The following is a 24,908-nucleotide window of genomic DNA, read 5'->3' as shown; positions in this document are numbered from 1 at the left end:
CCAGCGCCCGAGGACGTGTACTGCGCGAGTGTCAGCCGACAGGCGCGCTGTTGGCCATTTCCTGGGCAAAGGTCTCGTTGTAGGTCTTGAGGACCTTCGTGACCATGCCGGTGATCTGGTTGAAGATCAGCGAACCGTTCTCGAAGTCGCTGCGCAGGCCGTCCGGGATCGAGTATTCGTCCGAGATCGGCAATCCGAGTTCACCCGCGTCGGAACCGAAGCTCTGCCACGACTTGAAGATCTCGCCGAGCACGGTGAACACTCCGCCGTTGGGTGAGGTGTAGACAGCGCCGTTCTGGAACAACGCACCCTGGTTGCCGAGCTTCGCCTGCAGGATTCCGGACAGCGCCTGGCCGAGGCGTCCGAGGTCACCACCTTCGGCGATCCACTTCTGCGCGAGCGGTGAATTGTCGGTGATCTTCAGAATCTGGGTGACCAGATCCGGGATCGACGATCCGGTGCCACCGGTGACCGTGTCGACCGGAGTGGTCGGCTTGGGCGCAGGCGTCGACGGATTGGAGGGGTTCGACGGGTTCAACGATCCGCCGATATTCGCGGCCGCGATGTTCCGGATGTCGTTCATGTGTGCGTATGCGGCATCACCAGGGCAAGCCGTGTTTCCGACGTCGCGGTGGGCGAAGATGATCGGCAGATCCACTGCTGCGCCCTGCGGGTACGGAGTGAACTCCGTGCCCTCGGAGTACATCGTCGTTCGGCCCTTCGGGTCGAGGCCGGCCAGGCCGAGCTTCCATCCGAGGAACTTGCCGACGGCGTTGAGCGTCGCCTGCGAAGGCTCGACGGTGGAGTAGTCACCCATCATCGCGATACCGGTGGTGTTCTCGTTGAAGCCGCCGGCGTGCGCGCCCTGAACTGCTTTGTCGAGTCCGCCTGCGCGGCCTTCGAAGGTCTGACCGTACTTGTCGACGAGGACGTTGTATCCGACGTCGCACCAGCCGAGAGTCCGTGCGTGGTAGGCGTAGATCGAGCGGACGATGCCGGCCGATTCTTCCTTGGTGTAGTTGTTGCTGCCCGCGGTGTGGTGAACGGTTGCTCCACCGGTGAAGTCGTCGTACGTGGGGGAGTCGCAGCGAAGTGACTCGTCGGCTCCCCACTGTGCGCGGGTGATGACGGAGGGTCCACTGCCGCCGAGCGGTGCCGCGACTGCCTGCAGATTGCTGTCCGCGTCGCTGGTACCCGGATCGATCAACACTGCGGTAACGGCATCTGCTGCCGTCGTCGCCTGGCGAAGCGGCTTGGACACCGAAGCCGGGGTGTACCCGAGTTCGCCGGTGGCTGCGGGTGCTTCCGCAGGCGCAGGTGCTTCGGCCGGCGCTTCGGCAGGCACAGGCGCTTCAGCAGGTGCTTCGACAGGTGCGGGTGCGGCTTCCGGAGCCGGCACAGCTTCGGCCGCGGGGGCAGCGACACCCTGCGGGGTGAGGATCTGGATGGACTTGGTGGCGCCGACGAAGACAGGTTCGGTGGCGGTACCGGCGTTGGTGGCCTGATCCGAACTGGCGGAGTCGATGGCGTCAGGGGTGAACCACGGACCCCAGGTGCCGTCCTCGGCCAGGGCGCGGACCTTGGACTGCGCCGAGGCGAGCGTGTCCGAGGTCAACGCGACCATGCTGAACGGAGTGTCGCGGGTGACTTCCTTGACCACGGCACCTGGCTCTTCCTCGGAGGGAACCGGAGCGGTTTCGGTCGGGGCCCCGGGAGCAGCGGGTGCCGGGAAGAGCTCGGTCGGCAACGTGATCCCTGGAGGTAGCGGGATTTCGGTCGGGAGCTTGAGGTTTCTGAGATCGCCCAGGTTGATGTCGGGGAGATCGAGACCGGTCAGCTCCTTGACCGGAATGATGATGTCGGGCACCGACGCGAGGAGCACCTCTGCGATCTGGGTCGGCACTGCTACTGACGTCGTTTCGTTCGCGGAACGTACATCGGACGTAGTGCTCGTGAAGCCGTAGACCGCAAAAGGACTTGCGACAGCCACTGCGGCTACAGCCCCGAGTACGAGCGAGGGCTTCGGTCGACGGTGTGGCAAGGGATTACTCCTCGGTTGTAGTTACTTGCGAGCGAACTTCAGGGCCGATGACGGCCGTGAACGGAATCCTTCAAAACCGGATCCGAGCAGGTCGGATGCCATGTTCTGGGGTTGAACTCCAGTTTTCGGACGCGTACGTCTGCAACTCGTGATGCTGATGTGACTCGTGTGACTGGTGTTGCTAACTCCAAACACTCTTGCCACACTAGTCACAAAAGTCCATAACGCTCAACCTTAGGGTGAGACTTTAGTTAAATCGTTGTGGACTGGCCTGCGCGCGAAGTACCGACTTCGCGGACTCGTGAGGCCGGTAGCGATGAGGAGAGCATTGATGGCGAGAAGCGGAAGAAGCGGAACTGCAGGTAAGAAGCCTGTGTCCGGTCGCGCAGGTCGCTTTCTGGTGGGCGGACCCGGGAGGCGAACCTCGCTGATGCGGGTCTCGGTCCTCGGTCTCGTTCCGGCTCTTGCGCTCGGCGTCGCGATCGGAGGTTTCACGCAAATCCGCGCTGACGAGCCGTCGATCCTGCACGCCGTCGCCGCCGATACACAATTCACGCTCTCCGGTCACGGCAACGGACACGGCCGCGGAATGGGGCAGTGGGGCGCTTACGGCTACGCCAAGAACGACGGCTGGTCCGGCGAGCGAATCCTCAGTCACTACTACGGCGGAACCGTCCTGGACTCCTTGCCGCCCGCCCAGATGAGTGTGCGGCTCACGGCCCAGGACAACTCGACGCTCGACGTCTACTCCGACGCCGGCCTCGTGGTCAACGGTCAGCGCACCGCGCCGGGCGAGGCTGCCCATCTCACTGCACTGCCCGGTGGCGGTGCGCAGGTGGTTGTCACCAGCGGGTGTGGTGGCGGGGTTGTCTGGGAAGCGGTCACCGAGCATCCGTGGGTGGATCCTGTGGATCTCAGTCCCGATCGACCCGCCGACCAGTTCCTGAAGCTGTGCAACAACGACGCGCCCTATCGCGGCGCCCTCGGCGTAGTGCTCGACAACGGCTCGGCTCGGACGGTCAATCTCCTCGACATGGAGGACTACCTGCTCGGCGTGGTGCCGGTCGAGGCGAAAGCCGAATGGGCCGATTCCGGTGGGGCCGAAGCACTACGGGCGCAAGCCGTGGCGGCGCGCTCGTACGCTGCGACCGAGCATCGCAGCTCGTACGCCGACACGTGCGACACTCAGGACTGCCAGGTCTACGGCGGAGCTGGCAAGGAAGATCCCCGGACCACTGAAGCCGTTCGGTCCACCGCCGGCGCCGTTCTGTCGCGTGACGGCAAGATTGTTGCCACCGAATTCTCTTCGTCCACAGGAGGTTACAGCTCCGGCGGTGAATTCCCGGCCGTCGAGGATCTCGGTGACGCCCTTTCGCCCAATCACGACTGGACAGTGAATCTGACCGCGGGTGAGATTGCGGACGCCTTCGATGTGGGCGAGCTGCAATCGCTCAAGATTCTCTCGCGCAACGGATTCGGTACCGACGGCGGGCGAGTGACGGCAGTCGAGGTGGTCGGAACAGATGCAACTGTTGGCGCCACCGGAATGCAGTTCCGTCAGAAACTCGGCCTGAAATCGGACTGGTTTACCGTCGGCGACGGCGCTGGTGTGGTAGTGGCACCGGATTCGGAATCGACAGTGCCGGAATCCAATTCGCCATTCGGCGATCCATCGGGTACGGTTACGGAGACGCAGATCGAGAAGAAGTATCGGGAGCTCGGCGGTGAAAGCGGCTCTCTCGGTGCTCCTGCCGGCCCGGAGATGCAGTTGCCCTCCGAAGCAGGCACTTTCCGTGTCTACGAAAACGGAACCATCATCTGGACAAAGGTTTTGGGTGCGCAGGTAGTTGATGCCAACGTGCTCCGCGAGTGGATACCGACGGGCGGAAGCTAGGGGAAGGTCGGTCGGTAGCGACTCGCACGTATCGACTCTGAAGGGTCTCTGCCGTAACCCGGCGGAGACCCTTCAGGTCGTTCAGGGTTCGTTGCTTGTCGGTCAGATGGTCGGAGCGTCGCCGAGCAAGCGGTACTCGAGCCACAACTCCGCACGTTCTGTGGGGGAGCCGAGGTCCAGTTGGAGAAGGCTCTCGATCCGAGCGAGTCTGCTGCGCAACGTATGCCGATGAATATTCAGGGCTGTGGCTGCGGCGTCGCCCACACCGTTGTGTGCCAACCACATGGCCAAGGTTCGGTAGAGATCGCTACCGCCCTTCGCTTCCAGAAGCGGGCGCAAGTGTGCCGCCGCGAATGCCGTCGAGCGATCCTGGTCGAGAAATGCGGACAATCCGCTCTCCGAGAGTTCGGCGAACCGCATCGAAGGCAGGTTGCGGGCGCCGGCCTCGGCTGCTGCCTGCGCGGCTTGGCGTCTGGCGCGTGAGAGATCGTCCCACCACAGCATGTCCGACACGCCGACGGTGACGTCGATTTCGTTGACGCGGGCGAGGATTCGCCCGCTGTCGGTAGCCGAGACGACGGCAATCAGTGCACCGTCGGTGATGCCGAACGCCAGATCGCGGCTGAGACCGTCGAGCAGTGAGACGGACACGCTCTCGAGCAGGCCACTCGGGCCCGCTACGTGGAAGACCTGGAAAGGTTCGACCGGAAATCCTCCCCACAGTTCCCCGGAGATGTTGCGGGCGAGCGCATTCTGTCCTTCGAACAGCTGATGCATCGCCACGGTACGCAAATGGTTCATCGTCAACTGCGCATCTCGGGTTCGAGCCGTCATCAACGTGAGCAGAGACGCGGCGGCGATGACGATGCCCTGATTCAGAGAGCCGACGGCGCCGGGGCAGCCGGCGACGAGATACCCCATCAGCTTTCCCCTCGACGTCATCAAAGGGTGCGAGATGACGTCCTCGTTCTCACTCGTGAGGAAACTGACTTCCATCGGGCGGGCGTCGCGCTCGGGAGCCGTTCGCTCGATTCCTGCGGCAGCGGCGGTGTGTGAGATCTCGACGGTATGGCCGGCCGAGTCCAGCAGGGCCGCCCATCCGCCGATCAATTCCGCCACCCGTCGTACGACTGCCCGGGTGCCGTTGACCGTCACTGCAGCTTGAAGTAGTCGCCGAAGGCTCTGGTAGTTGCTGCGCAGCGCTTTCATGTCGTCGTCGGATTGCGCCTTCGACACCGCTTTGGTCAGGGCGATGAAAGGTGTTCGCAATGGGACGTCGAGTAGGGGCACACTGAAACGGGTGGCCGCATCCACCAGAGTCTGCGGCGCCTGCTCGTATCCGAGGCCGGTTCCGAAACCGATTCCGGCAATTCCGGCCGCCACCAGGGTCCGTACGAATCGCGTTGTTTCCGCGGCCGTCGTCGGTAGCGACACCCCGGTGATGAGTAGTAGTTCGCCGCCGTCGAGGAAGGGCGTCGGGTCGGGAAGTTCGGAGACATGTGCCCAGGTCAGGGTGCGATCGAGCTGGTCGTGCCCCGCCAGGACGCGAAGGCCGAACTGTTCGGTCGCACAAAGCTGGCGGAGCGTGATGGGCATGGGTCCAGTCTGACACCTCGAACTCGCCACTTTGTAGTGCCTGCGGTCACGTTTGTACAAAGTGGAGCCTGACGCGAGCTTGCCGAAGGTCCGACACTGGCGCTATCGAAAATGCGCTCCAGAAGAGCGTCACCGAGATCCACGTCCCGAACAGCCCACAAGGAGTACTGATGTCCAGTACAGACCAGCCGGCACTTCAGCACACGCTGAAGAAGCGGCATCTGTCGATGATTGCGATCGCGGGCGTCATCGGCGCCGGACTGTTCGTCGGCTCCGGTGTGGCGATCCAGGAGACGGGACCGGGTGTCCTGGTTTCCTACGCGTTGGCCGGCGTAGTCGTCATCCTCGTGATGCGCATGCTCGGCGAGATGTCGGCAGCGTCGCCGGAAACCGGCTCGTTCTCGTCGTACGCCGACAAGGCCATCGGCCGCTGGGCGGGCTTCTCGATCGGCTGGCTGTACGCGTGGTTCTGGATCATCGTGCTCGGCATCGAGGCCACCGCCGGTGCCCTCATCATGAATCGTTGGGTTCCCGGCGTTCCCCAGTGGACCTGGGCTCTGATTCTGATGATCGTGCTGACGCTGACCAACATCATCTCGGTCAAGTCGTTCGGCGAGTTCGAGTTCTGGTTCGCTTCCATCAAGGTCGTCGCCATCATCGCGTTCCTCGGCATGGGCATCGTGGCGATCTGCGGATGGATGCCCGGCGTCGAAGCACCGGGAATGACCAACCTGACCGGTCACGGCGGTTTCCTGCCGAACGGAACAGGAGCCATGCTCGCCGCAGTCCTTGTGGTCGTGTTCTCGTTCTTCGGCGCCGAAATCGCCACCATCGCCGCCGGTGAATCGGCCAACCCGCTCGAAGCTGTTCGCGCTGCCGTCAAGTCCGTCGTCTGGCGAATTCTCATCTTCTACATCGGCTCGATCGCGGTGGTCGTCACTCTGCTTCCCTGGGACAGCGCATCGGTCGCGCTCAGCCCGTACGTCGCCGTCATGGACTCCTACGGCATTCCGGCCGCGGGCAACATCATGGACGTCGTCGTCCTCACGTCGGTTCTGTCCTGCCTCAACTCCGGTCTCTACACCGCGAGCCGCATGATCTTCTCTCTCGCCGGCCGCGGCGACGCCCCCAAGTCGCTCTCACGTATCGAGAAGACCGGCGTCCCGATGCGCGCTGTCCTGGTCTCGACGATCGTCGGCTTCCTGACCGTCGGCATGAACTACCTCTCCCCGGACAAGGTCTTCCTGTTCCTGGTCAACTCCTCCGGAGCGATCGCGCTGTTCGTCTGGCTCGTCATCTCGGTGTCTCAGCTGCGCACCCGCCGCAAGCTCGAAGCTTCGGGCCAGGAGCTGGAGCTCAAGATGTGGTTCTTCCCGTACCTGACCTACGCGACGATCGCCGCCATCATCGCGCTCTGCATCGGCATGCTCACCCTGGACTCGACGCGCAGTCAGATGATCGTGTCCCTGGGGCTCGCAGCGATCCTCGTGGGCATCGGGCTCTACCGATACCGGAACCACAAAGAGACCGAGGACGCCGAAGGCGCCGACGCCGAGGTTGTACCCGTGTCCGAGAGCGCTCCCACACCCTGACACTAACGTCCCCATCTGCGAGATACTTAGATGTCCTAGTATCGGCCACGGACAGAGAAATCGACGTGAGCACAGCAGATGGGGACAATCATGACCACACCCGAACCGATCGTCATCGTCGACGGGGCCAGGACCCCCGTCGGTAGCTTCGGCGGCGTCTTCAAGGACGTACCCGCACACGAGCTGGGTGCCGCAGCAGCCAAGGCCGCGCTGAGCCGCGCCGGCGTTGCACCCGAAGACATCGACGAGGTCGTCATGGGCTGCATCGGGCAGGTCGGCCCCGACGCCTACAACGCACGCCGCGTGGGCATCGCCGCCGGACTGCCCGAGAACGTTCCCGCCTACACCGTCAACCGCCTCTGTGGCAGCGGCCTGCAGGCCGTGTGGTCGGCGGCGATGCAGATGCGCTGGGGCGCAGCTGCCATCACCCTCGCCGGCGGCGACGAGAGCATGTCCCGCATGCCGTTCTACGATTTCGCCGCCCGCTCGGGCTACAAGCTCGGCGATCGCAGCCTCGTCGACGGCACCGTCGCCATGCTCACCGACCCGTTCAGCAAGGCTCATATGGGCCGCACCGCCGAAGCCGTCGCCCGCAAGTACGGCGTCAGCCGCGAGCAGCAGGACGAGTTCGCAGTGGAATCTCAGCGCCGCGCTGCTACCGACGCAGCCAAGGCAGCATTCGCCGAGGAGATCACTCCCGTCGAGACCGGTGGTCGGCGCTCCGTCACCGTCACCGAAGACGAGCATCCCAAGCCCGGAACCACTGTCGAAACCCTCGCCAAGCTGCGCCCTGCATTCGAAGAGGGCGGATCCGTCACCGCCGGTAACGCGTCGGGCATCAACGACGGCGCCGGCGCACTCGTCCTCGCGACAGGCACCGAGGCAGCCAAGCGCGGCCTCACCGGACTCGTCACGCTCGAAACCGTCACGACGGCAGCCATGGAGCCCGGCCTGATGGGCTACGCTCCCGTGCTCGCTCTCGAAAAGCTTTTTGCGCAAACAGGATTGAAGCCGTCCGACATCGGCACCGCCGAGGTCAACGAGGCCTTTGCTTCGCAGGCCATCGCCGTCATCCGTGACAGTGGCCTGGATCCGGAGAAGACCAACCCGTACGGCGGAGCAATCGCCCTCGGACACCCGGTCGGCGCTACCGGAGCCATCCTCACGCTGCGCGCGGCACGCGACATGGTCCGTCGCGACCTTGAATTCGGCATCGTCACCATGTGCATCGGCGGCGGTCAGGCACTCGCTGCCCTGCTGAAGCGGGTCTGATCATGGTGACCAAGCGCAAGCCGTCGTGGCATGACGACGAGATCACCGCAGTAGCCGAACTGGCCCGTGGTTTCTTCGATCGGGAACTGATCGCCAAGCGTGAGCAGTGGGACGCTCAGCATCGCGTCGACCGGTCCGTGTGGCTCGAAGCCGGCAAGCTCGGCCTGCTGTGCTGCTCGATTCCCGAGGAATACGGCGGGGGCGGTGGAACTTTCGCGCACGATCTTGCAGTCTTCGAGGCGCAGGGCTACTGCGGGGACTATGCACTCGGGAACTCCGTGCACAGTGGCATCGTCGCCCACTACGTGCTCGAGTACGGAAGCGAAGAGCAGAAGAAGGCCTGGCTGCCAGGTATGGCGACGGGCGAGATCCTCGGCGCCATCGGAATGACCGAGCCGGGAACAGGTTCCGACCTCAAGGCCATCACCACGTCCGCGACCCGCGACGGTGACCACTACGTCGTGAACGGGTCGAAGACCTTCATCACCAACGGTGGCAGCGCAGACATGATCGTGCTTGCCGTCAAGACCGATCCCAAGGCGGGCGCCAAGGGTGTCTCGCTCCTGATCGTGGATCTGCGTGACTGCGAAGGCTTTGCGGTCGGCCGCGTCCTCGACAAAGTCGGTCAGCACGGCGCCGATACGTCGGAGCTGTCCTTCACCGATGTTCGCGTTCCCGTCTCGAACCTCCTCGGCGAGTCCGAGGGGCTCGGTTTCGGTCAGTTGATGGCGCAGCTGGTGCAGGAGCGTCTCATCATCGGCGCGCAGGCCATCGGCACCATCGAGCGTGCCGTCGAGGAGACCGTCGCGTACACCAAGGCGCGTCAAGCGTTCGGGCACAGCCTCTTCGAGTTCCAGAACACCGCCTTCGAGCTGGCCGAGTGCCAGACGATCGCGCGCACCTGCCGTGTCTTCCTCGACAACTGCATCGAGGATCACCTCAATGGCGAGCTGGACGGCGCAGACGCCGCGATGGTCAAGTACTGGCTGACCGAACAGCAGTGCGCCGTCGTCGACCGGTGCGTGCAGCTCTACGGCGGATACGGCTACATGCGTGAATACCCGATCGCGCGCATGTACGAGGACTCCCGCGTCCAGAAGATCTACGCCGGCGCCAACGAAGTGATGAAGGGCATCATCGCGAAGAGTCTTTGATCACCGGCGTCGAAAACCATTGACACCGACCAGGCACCCACCGAGCATTTCGGTGGGTGCCTTTGTGTGCCTACAAGCGGGATCGAGCTGTTCGGAAGGCAATCACTGATGAGCTTCACCATCGACGTCGGATCGGCGCGCGTCACCCAACTGACGGAGCTGGCGCACTGGCCGTTTCCGCCGCGAGAGCTTTTTCCGCACGCGGGTGATGCGGAGATCGAGGACGCGTCGGCGCGGCTGACACCGGAGTTCTTCGACGCGGGTAGCGGTGACCTCGTACTTGCCATCCACACCTACCTGGTGGAAATCGGCGGCAAGGCCATCGTCGTCGACACCGGCAACGGGAACAGCAAGCACCGGCCGAACCTCCTGCCGCACCACATGTTCGGCACCGACTACCTCTCGCGCTTCGCCGACACCGGCGTCGACGTTGGCGACGTCGATCTGGTGGTCAGCACACATCTGCACCCCGATCATTGTGGTTGGAACACCAACCTCGAGGCCGAAACCTGGCGGCCCACCTTTCCCCGCGCGACCTACATTTTCGACCGCACCGAACTGGCCGCGCTCGAACAACTCGCCGCCGACGGTCCACACGAAGGAGTGGTCTCGGATCTGGCGCAGACCTTCGAGGACAGCGTCCGTCCCGTTCTGGACGGGGCGAAGTGGGAGGCGGTCGACGACGGCCACGTCCTGGCCGAGTCCGAAGGCACACGCGTCGTCGTGCGCAGCGCGCCCGGTCACACGCCGGGCCACGTCGTGATCGAGATCCGCACTGCCGACGGCGGCGCCGTCATCTCCGGCGACGTGATCCACCATCCGATCCAGTTTCTGTACCCGGACCTCAGCCAGGGCGGCGACGCCGATCCCAAGATCGCCAGGGTCACCCGCCGCGAACTTCTCGAACGCTGCGCGTCGGAGGGACTGCTTCTACTTCCCGCACACTTCCCCGTCGACGAACCGATCACGGTTCGGTTAAACGAGGACGATCGCCCGATGGCACCTTCGATATATGTTGCGAGGCCTGCATAGAATGGGCCAATGCCTGCGACCGAATCGACGCCATCGCTCTCCGGCAGGCCGCTTTCGAGTCGGATCGGATACGGCTTGGTCAAAGCCGCACTCCGCGTGAGGCAGTCGTACGCGGAGGCTTTGTCTCGCGTCGGACTGCTGCCCAATCATCACGCCATTCTCAGCACACTCGATGAACTCGGCCCATGCCATCAAAAGGAGCTTGCTTCCCGAGTGGTGGTCGACCCCGGTGACATCGTTGCCTATCTCGACAGTCTGCAGGAGTCGGGATACGTTGTGCGCGAACGCGATAAATCTGATCGGCGTAGGCAGGTCGTATCGATCACGGACTCCGGAGTAGCGAAGTTGATCGAGGGCGATGCGGCCCTCGACGCCGTCGAGCAAGAGGTCTTCGAGTCGTTGACCGATCAGGAACGTGAGACATTGACGGTCGTATCCGCCAAGCTCACGGGGCCGACGGCGCGGCCGTCAGAGGCCTGATGATTCCGGGTACTCTTTTGCTCATCTCGGCTGGACGCTTGTGGCCCCAGTAACTCGGTTGGTTGTAAGTTCTTGCCACCCAACTCAGATCGTCGACGGTGAGACCACCGAACCCGTACTCGATCTGCAGACCGGACGGGCTGCCGATGTAGATCGACGTCATCAGGTCATTGGTGTGGCGCCCCAGCGTTTGCATGACCTCGGTGTCGTGGCTGTCGAGAAGATCGATCAGGCGTCCGAGATCGTCCATGCATTCGACTTCGAGCATGAGGTGGTTGAATCCGACGTGGCCGGGATATTCGGCCAGCGCAAGTGAATGATGACGTCCGTTGACGTGATAGAAGCGCACGGTGAATTGGTCGTTGGTGATCCGGTCCGAGAGTCGGAAACCCAGCACATCCACGTAAAACTTGTTGGCTTCCTCGATATTCGGTACCTGTAAAACGATGTGGCCCAGGCCTTGATCTCCGGTCACGAATCCACCGCGCATGACACGACCCGGTGTGAACGACAGTGGCGTCGATGCCTTTCCCCACGAAATCTCGTGTCGAGTTCCCCATGGGTCGGTGAACCACACGAGTTCGGCGACTTGCCGCTCGGCGAGCAGGTCGGGATTGCCGTCGTGCAGCGTGATGCCGTTCCGGTCGAGGTGTGCGGCAAACGAGTGAAGATCGGATTCATTGGCCATTGCCCAACCGGCGTAAAGGAATTCGTCTACCTTGCCGGGGTGGACGGCAATTCGATAGTTGACGTCGTCTACTGCGAGCCGGATTGCGCCATCCGGTCCGTCTGGTGACAGTTTCGCGCCCAGAAGTCCCGTTCCGTACTTTCTCCAGTCCTCAGCCCTGGGTGACGCGACTCCGATATACGACAGTTCCTGAATCACGATGATCTCCCTCGAATGCACTTGATGGTCACTGTTCCCAAAATATAAGCAGTGTTACCAATGATTGGCAAGACAATCGTTGGTATTGCCAAGTAATTCATGAGTAGTAGCCGCCAGGGATGCTGAAATCAGGAAACAAGGGCCATAGTCCCTGGTGACGCATCCAACCCTCGGCGTCCGAACAGGTCCGATACCCTGGTTCATCGTGACCGCTGCAAATTCAGAGACCGCCCGTGCCCAGTACGACCTGATCGTCGTCGGTTCGGGATTCTTCGGGCTGACCATCGCCGAGCGTGCCGCTACCCAGCTGGGTAAGCGCGTGCTCGTGTTGGATCGCCGTCACCACCTGGGGGGGAACGCATACTCGGAGGCTGAGCCGGAGACCGGCATCGAGGTCCACAAGTACGGTGCCCACCTGTTCCACACCTCCAACAAGAAGGTCTGGGACTACGTCACCCAGTTCACGGAGTTCACGAACTACCAGCACCGCGTCTTCGCGCTGCACAAGGGACAGGCGTACCAGTTCCCGATGGGCCTCGGCCTCGTGTCGCAGTTCTTCGGCCGGTACTTCACTCCCGAAGAGGCACGCGCCCTCATCGCCGAGCAGTCCAGCGAGATCGATTCGAAGGATGCCTCCAACCTCGAAGAGAAGGCGATCTCCCTGATCGGACGCCCGCTCTACGAAGCATTTGTGCGTGACTACACGGCAAAGCAGTGGCAGACCGACCCCACCGAGCTGCCCGCGGCGAACATCAGCCGCCTGCCGGTCCGCTACAACTTCGACAACCGCTACTTCAACGACACGTACGAGGGCCTGCCCGTCGACGGCTACACGGCGTGGCTCGAGAACATGGCAAAGGATCCGAAGATCGAGGTCCGCCTCGACACCGATTACTTCGACGTCCGCGACGAACTGCGCACCGCGAGCCCCGATGCACCCGTCATCTACACGGGCCCGCTCGACCGCTACTTCGACTACTCCGAAGGTTCGCTCGGATGGCGCACCCTCGATTTCGAGACCGAGGTTTTGCCCACCGGAGACTTCCAGGGCACCCCGGTCATGAACTACAACGACGCCGACGTGCCGTTCACCCGTATCCACGAGTTCCGCCACTTCCACCCGGAGCGCGAGTACCCGACCGACAAGACAGTCATCATGCGTGAGTTCTCACGTGCCGCGGAGGCGAAGGACGAGCCGTACTACCCGATCAACACGCCCGAGGATCGCGAGAAGCTCTCCGCGTACCGCTCCCGCGCCAAGAAGGAGACCGCGGAGAACAAGGTCCTCTTCGGCGGGCGTCTCGGCACCTACCAGTACCTGGACATGCACATGGCGATCGCCAGCGCACTGACGATGTTCGAGAACACCCTGCGCCCGCATCTCGAAACGGGTGCGGAATTGGCAGGGGAGAGCGAATGAACGCACGTCATCTACTCGAAGGCGAAGAAGTCGTCACCGGCGACGAGGTGACCTACCTCGGCAAGTCCCTGCTCTCCCGGATCATCCTTCCCCGCGCCGGCGAACCTCTCGACGTCCGCACGCTGTACTTGGAGGAAGCTTCGACCAACAGTCGTCGGGCTCACTCCACCTCGCGGACGTCCGTCGCGCTCGGCGCCGAGACCGAGGTCTCGTTCGCCACGTACTTCAACGCGTTCCCCGCCAGCTACTGGCGCCGCTGGTCCATTCTGAAATCTGTGGTCCTTCGACTCGAACTGTCCGGACACGGCCGCGTGGATGTCTACCGTTCCAAGGCGGACTCTTCGCGAATTCACGTGGAAGGCAAGGAATTTGCCGACGGCGATGCCGCGGTCGAGTTCGAGGTGGAACTGGCGCCGTTCGAGGACGGTGGCTGGATCTGGTTCGACATCACCACCGATACGGCCGTCGTCGTCGAGAGCGGTGGCTGGTACGCGCCCGTCGAGGCGCCCGGCGAAGCGACTGTTGCCGTTGGTATTCCGACGTTCAATCGCCCGACCGACGCTGTCAAGGCGCTGGCTGCATTGTCCTCGGATCCTCTGGTGTCCGACGTGATCAAGGCCGTCATCATGCCGGACCAGGGCACTCGTAAGGTGCGTGACGAGCCCGGGTTCGCCGAAGCTGCTGCAGCACTTGGTGATCGGCTCGCCATTCACGATCAGGGCAACCTCGGCGGCTCCGGTGGATACAGCCGAATCATGTACGAGGCACTCAAGACCACGCAGTGCCAGCACATCCTGTTCATGGACGACGACATCGAGATCGAACCCGACTCGATCCTTCGCGCGCTTGCTTTCTCGCGCTTCGCGAAGTCGCCGATGCTGGTGGGTGGGCAGATGCTCAACCTGCAGGAACGCAGCCACCTTCATGTGATGGGTGAAGTGGTCAACCGCGGGATCTTCATGTGGTCTGCGGCGCCGAACGTCGAATACGACCACGACTTCTCCAAGAATTCGCTGCGAGATTCGAAACTGCTGCACCGTCGCATCGACGTCGACTTCAACGGCTGGTGGATGTGCATGATCCCGCGCCAGGTCGCGGAAGAGCTCAAGCAGCCGCTGCCACTGTTCATCAAGTGGGACGACTGCGAATACGGTTTGCGCGCAAAGGAAGCCGGATACCCGACCGTCACGCTGCCCGGTGCCGCGATCTGGCACATGGCGTGGAGCGACAAGGACGACGCCATCGACTGGCAGGCGTACTTCCACCTCCGAAACCGTCTGGTGGTGGCCGCGCTCCATATGCCGGGCAACGGCCGCGGCCTTGTCGTCAACACGGTGAAGGCGACTCTCAAGCACCTGCTGTGCCTCGAGTACTCCACCGTTGCGATCCAGAACAAGGCCATCGCGGACTTCCTTGCCGGACCGGAACACGTCGCGAACATGCTGCCCACCGCACTCGGTGAGGTCCATGCCCAGCGCAAGGAGTACCCCGACGCCGTCGTGGTGCCCTCGGCAACCGCACTACCGCTGCCCTCCGGCGCCGAGGTCGGGGACGTCAGCGCGCCGACCAACCCCGTCGCCAAGATCGTCCGCGTCGGCAAGGCCGTGGTACACAACCTCAAGCCTGCGCACCCTGAGCATCACGAGCGTCCTCAGCTCAACGTGCCGACCATCGACGCCAGGTGGTACCTGCTCTCGCAGGTCGACGGCGTCACCGTCACCACCGCCGACGGCCGCGGCGTCGTCTACCGAAAGCGCAACCCCAAGCAGGCACTCGAACTGCTCAAGGAAGCCATGCGTTTGCGCCGCGAACTCGCCGCGCGTTTCCCTGAACTCAAGAAGCAGTACCAGGACGCCGTTCCTTCACTGACCAGCACGGAAAGGTGGGAACGTGTCTTCGGCATCTCCTGAAGTACAGATTCTGGCCGGAATTCAATCGACCGTCGGGCAGCTGCCGGGAGCCGTCAAGGTCGCCCGCGGTATGTCTCACTTCGGTGAGCACTCCCTCGGGTGGATCGCGATCGCTGCCGTCGGAGCTGCTGTGGACAAGCCGCGTCGACGTGAGTGGGCCGGAGCAGCCGTCGGCGCATTCGGTGCACACGCCGCCTCCGTGGTGATCAAACGAGTCGTCAGGCGCAAGCGACCTTCCGACCCTTCGGTGCAGGTCAACGTCTCGACACCGAGCAAGCTCAGCTTCCCGTCGTCACACGCGACGTCGACGACGGCGGCGGCTGTGCTGATCGGTCGACTCACCGGGCTACCCTTACCGGCGTTGCTGGTGCCCCCGATGATGCTCTCGCGTCTGGTCCTGGGAGTTCACTACCCGACCGACGTACTCGCCGGAGCGGCACTGGGAGCCGCATCCGCGGCGGTAGTTCGCCGGGTCGAAGAAGCCAGAGCCGAACAGAAATGTGGAGATAAATGAGCGAGGAACCGGCTACGGTCAGCGGACCCCCGAAGTCCCTGCCCGCCGGCATCGTCAAGGCGCTTCGCCCACGTCAGTGGGTCAAGAACGTCCTTGTGCTGGCAGCGCCCATCGCGGCCGGAACCGCCACCGAAGCCGACGTGCTCCTGCCCGTCGCGCTGGCGTTCGTCGTGTTCTGCATGGCGGCATCGGGCATCTACCTCGTCAACGACGCGATGGATGTCGAAGCCGACCGTGCTCACCCCACGAAGCGATTCCGTCCCATCGCGGCCGGAGTTCTACCCGTCAACATCGCGTACGGCATGGCAGTCGTGCTGCTTGCCGGTGCGATCGGGCTGTCCTTCCTGGCCAACTGGCAACTCGCCGTGGTCATGGGCGTGTACATCGTCATCCAGCTCGCCTACTGCTTCGGTCTCAAGCATCAGGCCGTCATCGACATCTGCATCGTCTCGTCCGGCTTCCTGCTTCGAGCGATCGCCGGTGGCGTTGCCGCCGAGATCGATCTCTCGCAGTGGTTCCTGCTGATGATGGCGTTCGGCTCACTCTTCATGGCGGCAGGCAAGCGCTACGCCGAACTGCAGTTGGCCGAGAAGACCGGCGCGAAGATCCGTAAGTCCCTCGAGAGCTACACGATGACGTACCTGCGTTTCGTGTGGACGATGGCAGCGACGACGCTGGTCCTCTGCTACGGACTGTGGGCGTTCCAACAGGACGCCATCAAGGGCACCAACTGGTATGCCATCTCGATGGTGCCTTTCACCATCGCGGTGCTGCGATACGCGGTGGACGTCGACGGCGGCGAAGCCGGAGAGCCTGAGGAGATCGCGCTCGGTGACCGGGTGCTGCAACTCCTCGCGATTGCGTGGATCGGAGTAGTGGGTGTCGCTGTCTACCTCGTCTGAGCCACGCACCGAGGCCGACCCGCACGTCGACACTGCGGCGAATCGCACCACCCTCAGTCGAGGAGTTTTTCTCGGCGGGGTGGTGCTTGCTGCTGCCCTCATGTTCTGGGGGGCGTGGGAGCGTCGCTGGATCGCCGACGACGGACTCATCGTCTTGCGAACCGTCCGCAACCTGCTCGCGGGGAACGGCCCGGTCTTCAATGCGGGTGAGCGTGTCGAGGCGAACACGAGTACCGCGTGGACGTACATCGTCTACGCGTTCAGCTGGCTCACGCAGATCCGCCTCGAATACGTCGTTCTGACGATCGCGCTCGTACTCTCGACTGCTGCCGTCGTGCTGGCGATGCTCGGCACCGGTCGTCTGTACCGAGGCGTTCGGCCGTCGGCGGGCGGAACGATCCTGCTGGTACCGGCAGGTGTTCTCGTCTACATCGCGGTTCCGCCTGCGCGAGATTTCGCCACTTCCGGGCTCGAGACTTGCTTGGTGATCTTCTGGATCGCGCTCCTGTGGCTACTGCTCGTTCGGTGGGCGCAGGCGTCGACGCCGTCCACGGCGTCGATCCTGACTCTCTCGTTCGTGGCAGGCCTCGGACCATTGGTTCGACCCGAGATGGCAATTCCCGGTGCTGCCGCGTTGATGATGATCGTTCTCTCCGCAGGCCTGACCTGGAAGATTCGCGCACTGATCGTGGTCGTCGCCGGACTTGTGCCGGTGGGCTATCAGATCTGGCGAATGGGCTATTACGCCCTGCCGTACCCGAACACCGCGGTGTCGAAGGACGCCGGTGGCGCGAAGTGGGCGCAGGGTTTTGCGTACCTGTGGAACCTCGTCGGGCCGTACCTGCTCTGGCTGCCGCTGCTTTTCCTGCTCATCGGCGCGCTGCTGCTCGTGTGGCGAAGCCGAGCGGACGCACCTGCCACCGCCACCGATCAACCTGTACGCCCGCTGTGGGAGCGCTTTCAGCAGTTTCTGCGCACGCCGCGGGCGATTGTCACCTTCATTCTCGGCAGTGGGCTGATTCTCGGGATCTACTCTCTGCGCGTCGGCGGCGACTTCATGCACGGCCGCGTCCTGTTGCCGGTGTTGTTCTGCCTGCTCATCCCGGTCGCCGTCATTCCGCTGCGGGTTCCGGCGCGGGCAGCGTTCGGCAGTAACCGCGACACCGCGATCTTCGGAGTCTCGGCGGTGCTGTGGATCGGGACGATCATCTGGGCCTTCTTCGCCGCCAACACGACGGGCATGCCGGAAGGCTCCGTGGTGGGTCGCTCGGGAATCGTCGACGAGCGTGCGTTCTATGCACTCAACACCGGTCACAAGCACCCGATTCTTGCCGAGGACTACCTCGACTATCCGCGAATGCGTGCCATGGTGGAGACCATCGCGCGGACTCCGGAGGGTGGGCTGCTGTTGCCGTCGGCGAGTTACGACTCCTGGTTCGTCGTCCCACCGCCAGGGCCGCTCGAGGAGCCTGCCGAGCACGTCGTCTTCTTCCTCAACCTCGGAATGACGAGCATGAACGTGGGCCTCGACGTTCGGGTGCTCGATCAGATGGGGCTGGCGTACCCCCTGGCAGCACACACCGAGCGCCTCGAAGACGGCCGGATCGGGCACGACAAGAACCTTTACCCGGACTGGGTGGTCGCGGATACCGGAATGATCGACGTTCGCCCGTGGCTGCCGTTCTTCCTCGACGAGGACTGGGTTGCCGACGCGAAGCTGGCGATCACGTGCCCGGAAACGCAGGAGTTGCTCACGTCGTACCGCTCCGAGCTGACCTGGGCCAGATTCAAACAGAACTTCCAGCAGGCTTTCGACTTCGCGAAGTACCGATTCGACCGGGTTCCGGCCTACGAATTGGAACGCTGCGGGCTCGTTCCGCCGGAGCCGCCGAAGTGATGTGATCAGCATCACCGACGGTTGAAGGTTTGAATATTTCGATTCAGTAACACCGAATCGATTGGCCACGATGTACTCGAAGACGATTCACCTAACCTGAATCACTCCCTGCGGGTGATGACGGCGTCGCCCGCGGACTGAGACGTAACGGTCTGTCTATTTGTCACAGCTGAACCTGTGACATAAAGTCCAGCGAGCGCAGTGTGACTTGGAAGAGGTCCGCTGCCGACCCGAACTTGTTCGGGCTGGCAGAAAAGCCTGTTCCCCGACGGAATCCGCCGGAGCCACTCCACCGAGTGAGTGCCGCAGACGAAGAGAGAGAGCAGTATCCATGCGTTTTGCCAGAAAGAGGCTGACCCAGCGCCTCAAGCACCGAGCGTTGGCCATCGGTGCCGCAGCACTTGTGCTACCCCTTGCTGCAGGAGTTGCCGGTAGTGCTGTCGCCTCTGCTGCGCCCGCGCACACTGCTCCCAGCCACACCGCCCCCTCGGGCGGATACGACGAGCTGTGGGTGCCCTCCTCGATGGGCAACATCAAGGTCCAGGTCCAGTGGGCCGCACGCGGCGGAAACGCTGCCCTCTACCTCCTCGACGGCCTGCGTGCGCGCAACGACGCCAACGCGTGGAGCTTCGAGACCAACGCGATGGACCAGTACCGCAACGACAACATCACCCTCGTGATGCCCGTCGGCGGCGAGTCCAGCTTCTACAGCGACTGGTATGCACCGTCGAACTTCAACGGTCAGCAGATCACGTACAAGTGGGAAACGTTCCTCACGCAGGAACTCCCCAACTTCCTCGCGAACTACGGCGTCTCGCCGAACAACAACGCGGTTCTCGGTCTCTCGATGGGTGGCAGCGCTGCTCTGACGCTGGCTGCTTACCACCGCGACCAGTTCAAGTTCGCCGGCTCGCTGTCGGGCTACCTGAACATCTCGGCTCCCGGCATGCGCGAGGCAATCCGCGTCGCAATGCTCGATGCCGGTCGCTTCAACGTCGACTCCATGTGGGGACCGCCGTGGAGCCCGTCCTGGCTGCGCAACGACCCGTTCGTCTTCGCACCGCGTCTGCAGGGCCTGTCGATGTACATCTCGTCGGCAAGCGGCCTGCCCGGTGAATACGACCACCCGCGCGCACCGATCGATTACTACAACACGGCTAACGGCATGGGCCTCGAAGCACTCGCCCTGGTCAACACCCGTGCATTCCAGATCCGCATGAACTCGCTGGGTATCCCGGCCACCTACAGCTTCCCGTCCAACGGCACGCACTCGTGGCCGTACTGGTCGGCAGAGCTGTGGAAGGCTCGCGGCCAGATCCTCGACACCATGAACGCTTGGTGATCGTGCGCCATCCCGTGACCTAGTCACTTCACCAGTGCCGTTCCGGACTCCCTCCAAGGGAAACCGGGACGGCACTTGTGTATTCAGGCGCTGCACGATCGCCTGAGGTCAGTAACAATTGCACCACCAGTAACAGCGCGGCTACCCCAAGCGGGGATCGTTTGCGTGTAGAAATAGTTTCAACGGGGGTCTGGCTGCTCAGGCGGCTACACGATCGACGCGCGGACCGAACGTAAGGAAAGAGAGTGAGCTCATGCGAGTAGGCCTTGCCACGGAGGACCGTCGCCGGTCCCGGGCAACCTTCCGGACAAAGGTCGTCGGCGCACTGGCAGCGATGCTGGTACTGCCGATCGCCGCGGGCTTGACGACGGCCGGAACCGCGGCAGCCGCGCCGGCACCTGCTCAGGCCGCACCGGCCGTGACCCAGAACCCCACCGGCGCAGCGGTCACGAAGGTCGACTGGCTCAGTGAGCGTCGCGTCGCGCTGTGGGTGAACTCTCCCGCGATGGGCACCCCGATTCAGGTGCAGATCCTCTTGGCTCGCGATTGGAACGTCAATCCGTCGGCCAGCTTCCCCTCGGTCTGGATGCTCGACGGTCTTCGCGCGACCGACAACGAGAACGCCTGGACCTACGAAACCGACGCCGAGTCCTTCTACGCGGACAAGAACGTCAACGTCATTCTTCCCGTCGGCGGTCAGTCCAGCTTCTACTCCGACTGGCTCGAGCCCGACAACGGCAAGAACTACCAGTGGGAGACGTTCCTGACCAAGGAACTGCCCCCCATCCTCGAAAAGGACTGGCGGACCACGCAGACGCGCGGTGTCGTCGGACTGTCGATGGGCGGAACGTCCGCTATGTTCCTCACGGCGCGTAACCCCGGCTTCTTCAAGTTCGCGGCTTCGCTGTCCGGCATCCTCACCACCACTTCGCTCGGCATGCCTCAGGCAATCCAGTTCGCGATGACCGACGCCGGTGGATACAACTCCGCCGCGATGTGGGGACCGCCGTCCAACGCGCAGTGGGCTGCACACGATCCGTATGCGCTCGCCGAGAAGCTCAAGGGCGTCAGCCTGTACGTCTCGAGTGGTAGCGGTACGACCGGCCCGTACGACCAGCCGTCGGGAATTCCCGGCGTCAGCACCAACTACGCAGGTATGGGCCTCGAGATCCTCGCTCGCCTGACCTCGCAGACCTTCGCGACCAAACTCAACCAGCTCGGCATCCCCGCGCAGGTCAACTACCGCCCGTCCGGAACCCACTCGTGGCCGTACTGGCAGTTCGAGCTTCATCAGCTGTGGCCGCAGTTGGCCAACGCCATCGGCGTCGAGGTGGAGAAGCCGGCTTGCGGCACTTCGGGTGAGATCGGTGCGACGGCTGCAGCCAACGGTTGGATCGGCGACTGCATCACCCCCGAGTACAGCGTCGCGGGTGGCCTGGCACAGGACTTCCGCAACGGTCGCATCTACTTCACCAGTGGAACGGGCGCCCAGCCTGTCGCCGGTCGTATCGCCGGCGCGTACATGAACACCGGAGCAGCGGCCGGCCCGCTCGGCTTCCCGCGTACTCCGGAGCTCGGTACCCCCGACGGACGCGGACGCTTCAACCACTTCCAGAACGGCTCCATCTACTGGACCCCGCAGACCGGCGCTCACCCCGTCAGCGGCGACATTCTCGCCGAGTGGTCCGCACAGGGATGGGAAGGTGGCCCGCTCGGCTACCCGACTGCCGACGAGATCGCGACCCCCGGCAAGCCGGGCAAGGTTCAGGGATTCGAGATCGGCGCGATGTACAGCAGCGCCAACGGAACTCACGCGGTTCTCGGAATGATCATGGGCAAGTACGGCGAACTCGGTTGGGAAAACGGCTGGCTCGGATTCCCGAAGTCGAACGAGGTTCCCATCAAGGACAACGGGCGCTTCACCGAGTTCGAGGGCGGCAACATCTACTGGAGCCCCGGCACCGGTGCATGGTCCGTCGAGAACGGCCCGCTCTTCGACGGCTGGAAGAGCGTCGGATACGAAGGCGGCCGCCTCGGATTCCCGATCAGTGACAAATTCGACATTCCCGGTGGTGTCCAGCAGAACTTCCAGTTCGGCTACATCACGGTGATCGGTGACAAGACAGAAGTTCACTAACTCACAGTGGTGCACGACGGGCGGGCCCGATCACGGATCGGTGCCCGCCCGCGTGCGTTGCGTAACCTGTTGATGGACTTTCGACTGAAGGCAAGGACGTACATTGATGTCGCTTTTCTCGGGTAACCGAAACACTTGTGCACGCGCGATCGCGGTCAGCGCCTTGGCGCTCGCCACTGGTGGCGCGCTTGTCGCGTGCGGTAGTGACGACTCCACTGCAACCTCCAATCCGGTCACCACGACGTCCGCTGCGGCTTCGTCCTCGAGCGGTTCGGCGTCTGCGTCCGCCTCTGCGACCACGACGGCGTCGGCTGCACCCACCAGTCCAGGAGCAGCAGCCACCGCGCCGCCGGAGCAGCCGCAGAGCATCGAAGGCTTCCCGGGCCCCACAGTCGTCGAGGTCAGTCCAGAGGCACAGAAGTTCCTCGACGGACTGAAGGCGAAGGGCATCACCCCAGCCGGTGACGGAAGCATCGCCGTCAACACGGCCAATTACATCTGCGCTGCCGGTCCTCAGACCGACGACGAGGTCCTGACCTTCGTGACTGCCTTCGTCGGCCAGGAAGCGTCGGCGGAAGGCAAGCAGATCACTCCCGAGCAGGCAGGTGCGAACGCTCAGATCTATATCGACGTCGCCAACACCACCTACTGCAAGTAGGCGCGGGTCATGGCGAGGTCTGGAAAGCGTCGTGGGTGCCTGATCCCGCTGCTGATCATTCTTGTGGTCGCAGCGGTCGTGATCGGCGGTTGGTACATCCTGGCCGGGCGGGTGCCTTCGCCGACTCCGATCCCGCCGAGTCCGGAGCCACCGGTCTCTCAGCCGGCCAGTTGCCCCGATGTCCAGGTAGTAGCCATACCGGGTACGTGGGAGTCGAGCGCTACCGACGACCCGTACAACCCGACGGCCAATCCGGCGTCGTTGATGCTGAACGTGACCCGTCCTCTTCAGGAGAAGTTCGATAGTTCGAGGGCCGACGTCTACACCGTTCCTTACGTCGCACAGTTTTCGAATCCGGTTGCGATCCCGCCGGACGGACAGCAGTCCTACAACAACAGCCGGGCTGCGGGAACTGCTGCCACTAACGACTTTCTGATGAAGCGGCACGCCGAGTGCCCGCTCACGAGCTACGTCCTGACCGGATTTTCCCAGGGCGCGGTGATCGCGGGTGACGTCGCCGCGAGTATCGGCGACGGTACCGGCGCGGTGCCTGCCGATCTGGTTCTGGGCGTGGGCTTGATTGCCGACGGTCGGCGCGATCCGGCGTTCGGGAACACGGTTGGCCCGAGCGTTGCCGGTGTCGGCGCCGAGCTGTCGCTGAACGGGCTGAAGCTTCCCGGTCTCACGATGACCGGCCCGAGGCCAGGCGGATTCGGTGACCTCAACGACCGGACTTATCAGATCTGCGCGCCGAGCGACGGTATCTGCGACGCTCCGGCCGCCGCTCTCAATCCGACCAACTGGTTGAGTTCGGCGCCGCGGCTTCTCGAGTACTACAACAACCCTGTGCACGCGATGTACAACTCCTTCCAAGTCGATCCGAACGGCACGACGGCCACCCAATGGATGGCACAGTGGGCTGCGGAGAAGATCGACGCCGCACCGACACCGCCCCACAGTTGAGTCACCGCCGCACTGTTGATTCGTCACAATCGGGCGTCTCGGGAGTTCGCTCGCGGGTAATCTGCTCGTTTGGTCCCGGTAGAGTGCTGCACGGTCCGGGGGCGTCCTCTACAGTGCTGTCACGTAAGTGACTGGCGAGTAGGTTCGATTTGTCCGGTTTCGAAGTCCGAGTACGACGTACGTGTCCATCACAGGAGAATCGCTATATGAGTTCCACCCACGGCAGCGATGCCCTACGCAAATTCCGGTTTGCGGCCGGTGGCGAGGGCAACGCCGAAGAGGGTGGTGCGCGACGTTTCGTCAAGCTTGCGCAGAAGGCCGAGGAACTCGGCTACGACTCGTTCATGATTCCGGACCACCTGGGTAATCAGGTCGGACCGATCGCCGCTCTGGGAGCGCTCGCAGTGGCCACGGACAAGATCCGTCTGGGCACTGCCGTGTTGGCCAACGGCTTCCGTCATCCTGCTGTGCTCGCGAAGGACGCGGCGACTATCGACGTGCTGTCCGGTGGCCGACTCGAACTCGGTATCGGCGCAGGCTGGATGAAGGAAGAGTTCGACAAGGGCGGCATCGCATACGAAAGCCCCGGCGTTCGCATCGAGAAACTCGAGGAGTCTCTGCAGATTCTCGACACACTGCTGCGCGGGCAGGAATGCACTTTCGAAGGCAAGCACTATCAGGTGCGTGGCCTCAAGGGCAGCCCGCGACCGCGGCAGGGCCCGCGGCCGCCGATCATCGTCGGTGGCGGCGGACCGAAGATGCTCGCTCTCGCCGCGAAGTACGCGGACATCATCTCGGTCGCCACACCGACCAACCGTGACGGGCGGCTTCTGCTCTCCGGAATCACGATGGAAAAGACCATCGAACGTGTCGAGCGGATCCGCGAAGCTGCCGGCGAGCGTTTCGATGAGATCGAACTCAACTGGACCATCACCATGATCATGATCACCGACGATCGAGAGCAGGCTGCCGAGATGGCAATCGCCGCTCTGGACCAAGGTTTTCCGCCGAACATCGAAGTGGATCGTAAGCTGAGCGTGGAGGAGTTGCTGAACTCTCCATACCTGGCTGTGGGCACTTTCGAGGAAATCGCAGACCAGATTCGACTGGTCCGCGAGAAGACGTCGATGTCGTACGTCGGGGTCTTCCCGACGCAGATGGAAGCGTTCGCCCCGATCATCCCGTTACTGGCGGGCGAGTAGGCCGGAGAATACGGAC

19 protein-coding genes are annotated in these 24,908 nt (G+C 63.3%); 16 read left to right on the top strand and 3 right to left on the bottom strand.

All coding sequences use genetic code 11. The features are described 5' to 3' along the window. Nucleotides 1-31: 31 nt before the first annotated feature. Nucleotides 32-2,041, bottom strand: a complete 2,010-nt coding sequence (locus tag AC1DVN_RS16665; RefSeq protein ID WP_477846171.1) for an N-acetylmuramoyl-L-alanine amidase — start codon at nucleotides 2,039-2,041, stop codon at nucleotides 32-34. Nucleotides 2,042-2,372: 331 nt separating this feature from the next. On the opposite strand from AC1DVN_RS16665, the gene AC1DVN_RS16660 reads away from it, so the two are divergent. After that, nucleotides 2,373-3,935, top strand: a complete 1,563-nt coding sequence (locus AC1DVN_RS16660) for a SpoIID/LytB domain-containing protein (protein WP_264613756.1) — start codon at nucleotides 2,373-2,375, stop codon at nucleotides 3,933-3,935. 102 nt (nucleotides 3,936-4,037) lie between these two features. Here AC1DVN_RS16660 and AC1DVN_RS16655 read toward each other — a convergent pair whose 3' ends face one another. Continuing rightward, a complete protein-coding gene (locus tag AC1DVN_RS16655) occupies nucleotides 4,038-5,531 on the bottom strand; it encodes a PucR family transcriptional regulator (protein WP_019746400.1) in 1,494 nt (497 codons plus the stop codon). A 170-nt stretch (nucleotides 5,532-5,701) separates the two neighbouring features. Between AC1DVN_RS16655 and AC1DVN_RS16650 the strand changes: the two genes are divergently transcribed. From AC1DVN_RS16650 to AC1DVN_RS16630, 5 genes are all read left to right on the top strand, one after another. Beyond that, nucleotides 5,702-7,123, top strand: coding sequence for an amino acid permease (locus tag AC1DVN_RS16650; RefSeq protein ID WP_019746401.1), 1,422 nt, complete (start codon nucleotides 5,702-5,704; stop codon nucleotides 7,121-7,123). 90 nt (nucleotides 7,124-7,213) lie between these two features. Further along, a complete protein-coding gene (locus tag AC1DVN_RS16645; protein WP_007731825.1) occupies nucleotides 7,214-8,395 on the top strand; it encodes a thiolase family protein in 1,182 nt (393 codons plus the stop codon). 2 nt (nucleotides 8,396-8,397) lie between these two features. Then, a complete protein-coding gene (locus AC1DVN_RS16640; RefSeq protein WP_069146666.1) occupies nucleotides 8,398-9,549 on the top strand; it encodes an acyl-CoA dehydrogenase family protein in 1,152 nt (383 codons plus the stop codon). Nucleotides 9,550-9,657: 108 nt separating this feature from the next. After that, entirely contained in the window at nucleotides 9,658-10,581 is a 924-nt protein-coding gene (locus AC1DVN_RS16635; protein WP_477994053.1) for an MBL fold metallo-hydrolase, read from the top strand. 9 nt (nucleotides 10,582-10,590) lie between these two features. Further along, nucleotides 10,591-11,061, top strand: a complete 471-nt coding sequence (locus tag AC1DVN_RS16630) for a MarR family winged helix-turn-helix transcriptional regulator (RefSeq protein ID WP_182261984.1) — start codon at nucleotides 10,591-10,593, stop codon at nucleotides 11,059-11,061. Here AC1DVN_RS16630 and AC1DVN_RS16625 read toward each other — a convergent pair. Then, the gene (locus tag AC1DVN_RS16625; RefSeq protein ID WP_477994052.1) at nucleotides 11,027-11,947 is read right to left on the bottom strand and encodes a VOC family protein; all 921 of its coding nucleotides are present in this window, start codon (nucleotides 11,945-11,947) and stop codon (nucleotides 11,027-11,029) included. The genes AC1DVN_RS16630 and AC1DVN_RS16625 overlap by 35 nt on opposite strands. Nucleotides 11,948-12,152: 205 nt before the next feature. On the opposite strand from AC1DVN_RS16625, the gene glf reads away from it, so the two are divergent. The 10 genes from glf (at nucleotide 12,153) to AC1DVN_RS16575 (ending at nucleotide 24,892) form a co-directional block, all read left to right on the top strand. Continuing rightward, nucleotides 12,153-13,367, top strand: coding sequence for a UDP-galactopyranose mutase (gene glf, locus AC1DVN_RS16620; RefSeq protein WP_046377735.1), 1,215 nt, complete (start codon nucleotides 12,153-12,155; stop codon nucleotides 13,365-13,367). Then, nucleotides 13,364-15,277, top strand: a complete 1,914-nt coding sequence (locus tag AC1DVN_RS16615; RefSeq protein WP_029254207.1) for a glycosyltransferase — start codon at nucleotides 13,364-13,366, stop codon at nucleotides 15,275-15,277. The genes glf and AC1DVN_RS16615 overlap by 4 nt, the downstream gene beginning before the upstream one ends. Then, nucleotides 15,258-15,791: a phosphatase PAP2 family protein gene (locus AC1DVN_RS16610; protein ID WP_003943893.1), complete on the top strand. Its 534-nt coding sequence runs from the start codon at nucleotides 15,258-15,260 to the stop codon at nucleotides 15,789-15,791. Before AC1DVN_RS16615 ends, AC1DVN_RS16610 begins: the two co-directional genes overlap by 20 nt. After that, entirely contained in the window at nucleotides 15,788-16,693 is a 906-nt protein-coding gene (locus AC1DVN_RS16605) for a decaprenyl-phosphate phosphoribosyltransferase (protein WP_003943808.1), read from the top strand. Before AC1DVN_RS16610 ends, AC1DVN_RS16605 begins: the two co-directional genes overlap by 4 nt. Continuing rightward, complete coding sequence (locus tag AC1DVN_RS16600; protein ID WP_020968110.1) at nucleotides 16,671-18,590, top strand: arabinofuranosyltransferase AftB family protein; 1,920 nt, start codon at nucleotides 16,671-16,673, stop codon at nucleotides 18,588-18,590. The genes AC1DVN_RS16605 and AC1DVN_RS16600 overlap by 23 nt, the downstream gene beginning before the upstream one ends. 331 nt (nucleotides 18,591-18,921) lie before the next feature. Next, nucleotides 18,922-19,932: an alpha/beta hydrolase gene (locus AC1DVN_RS16595; RefSeq protein ID WP_020905770.1), complete on the top strand. Its 1,011-nt coding sequence runs from the start codon at nucleotides 18,922-18,924 to the stop codon at nucleotides 19,930-19,932. A 253-nt stretch (nucleotides 19,933-20,185) separates the two neighbouring features. Further along, on the top strand, nucleotides 20,186-22,069 hold the full coding sequence (locus AC1DVN_RS16590; RefSeq protein WP_020905771.1) for an alpha/beta hydrolase-fold protein: 1,884 nt from the start codon (nucleotides 20,186-20,188) through the stop codon (nucleotides 22,067-22,069). A gap of 106 nt (nucleotides 22,070-22,175) precedes the next feature. Further along, nucleotides 22,176-22,727 carry a DUF732 domain-containing protein gene (locus tag AC1DVN_RS16585; RefSeq protein WP_047888752.1) on the top strand — a complete coding sequence of 184 codons (552 nt, stop codon included), beginning with the start codon at nucleotides 22,176-22,178 and terminating at the stop codon, nucleotides 22,725-22,727. 9 nt (nucleotides 22,728-22,736) lie between these two features. Then, nucleotides 22,737-23,690 (top strand): cutinase family protein, encoded by a 954-nt coding sequence (locus AC1DVN_RS16580; RefSeq protein WP_019746409.1) that lies wholly within the window; start codon nucleotides 22,737-22,739, stop codon nucleotides 23,688-23,690. 206 nt (nucleotides 23,691-23,896) lie between these two features. After that, nucleotides 23,897-24,892, top strand: a complete 996-nt coding sequence (locus AC1DVN_RS16575; RefSeq protein ID WP_019746410.1) for an LLM class F420-dependent oxidoreductase — start codon at nucleotides 23,897-23,899, stop codon at nucleotides 24,890-24,892. Nucleotides 24,893-24,908: the final 16 nt, after the last annotated feature.

The organism is Rhodococcus sp. P4_E4, from assembly GCF_056401575.1.
This window is presented reverse-complemented; position numbering and strand designations above follow the sequence as displayed.

What these genes read in the sequence shown, in the direction of transcription:
- AC1DVN_RS16660 (WP_264613756.1), top strand. Translation starts at nt 2,373, where the DNA reads ATGGCGAGAAGCGGAAGAAGCGGAACTGCAGGTAAGAAGCCTGTGTCC.
- AC1DVN_RS16655 (WP_019746400.1), bottom strand. Translation starts at nt 5,531, where the DNA reads ATGCCCATCACGCTCCGCCAGCTTTGTGCGACCGAACAGTTCGGCCTT.
- AC1DVN_RS16650 (WP_019746401.1), top strand. Translation starts at nt 5,702, where the DNA reads ATGTCCAGTACAGACCAGCCGGCACTTCAGCACACGCTGAAGAAGCGG.
- AC1DVN_RS16645 (WP_007731825.1), top strand. Translation starts at nt 7,214, where the DNA reads ATGACCACACCCGAACCGATCGTCATCGTCGACGGGGCCAGGACCCCC.
- AC1DVN_RS16640 (WP_069146666.1), top strand. Translation starts at nt 8,398, where the DNA reads ATGGTGACCAAGCGCAAGCCGTCGTGGCATGACGACGAGATCACCGCA.
- AC1DVN_RS16635 (WP_477994053.1), top strand. Translation starts at nt 9,658, where the DNA reads ATGAGCTTCACCATCGACGTCGGATCGGCGCGCGTCACCCAACTGACG.
- AC1DVN_RS16630 (WP_182261984.1), top strand. Translation starts at nt 10,591, where the DNA reads ATGCCTGCGACCGAATCGACGCCATCGCTCTCCGGCAGGCCGCTTTCG.
- AC1DVN_RS16615 (WP_029254207.1), top strand. Translation starts at nt 13,364, where the DNA reads ATGAACGCACGTCATCTACTCGAAGGCGAAGAAGTCGTCACCGGCGAC.
- AC1DVN_RS16605 (WP_003943808.1), top strand. Translation starts at nt 15,788, where the DNA reads ATGAGCGAGGAACCGGCTACGGTCAGCGGACCCCCGAAGTCCCTGCCC.
- AC1DVN_RS16595 (WP_020905770.1), top strand. Translation starts at nt 18,922, where the DNA reads ATGCGTTTTGCCAGAAAGAGGCTGACCCAGCGCCTCAAGCACCGAGCG.
- AC1DVN_RS16590 (WP_020905771.1), top strand. Translation starts at nt 20,186, where the DNA reads ATGCGAGTAGGCCTTGCCACGGAGGACCGTCGCCGGTCCCGGGCAACC.
- AC1DVN_RS16585 (WP_047888752.1), top strand. Translation starts at nt 22,176, where the DNA reads ATGTCGCTTTTCTCGGGTAACCGAAACACTTGTGCACGCGCGATCGCG.
- AC1DVN_RS16580 (WP_019746409.1), top strand. Translation starts at nt 22,737, where the DNA reads ATGGCGAGGTCTGGAAAGCGTCGTGGGTGCCTGATCCCGCTGCTGATC.
- AC1DVN_RS16575 (WP_019746410.1), top strand. Translation starts at nt 23,897, where the DNA reads ATGAGTTCCACCCACGGCAGCGATGCCCTACGCAAATTCCGGTTTGCG.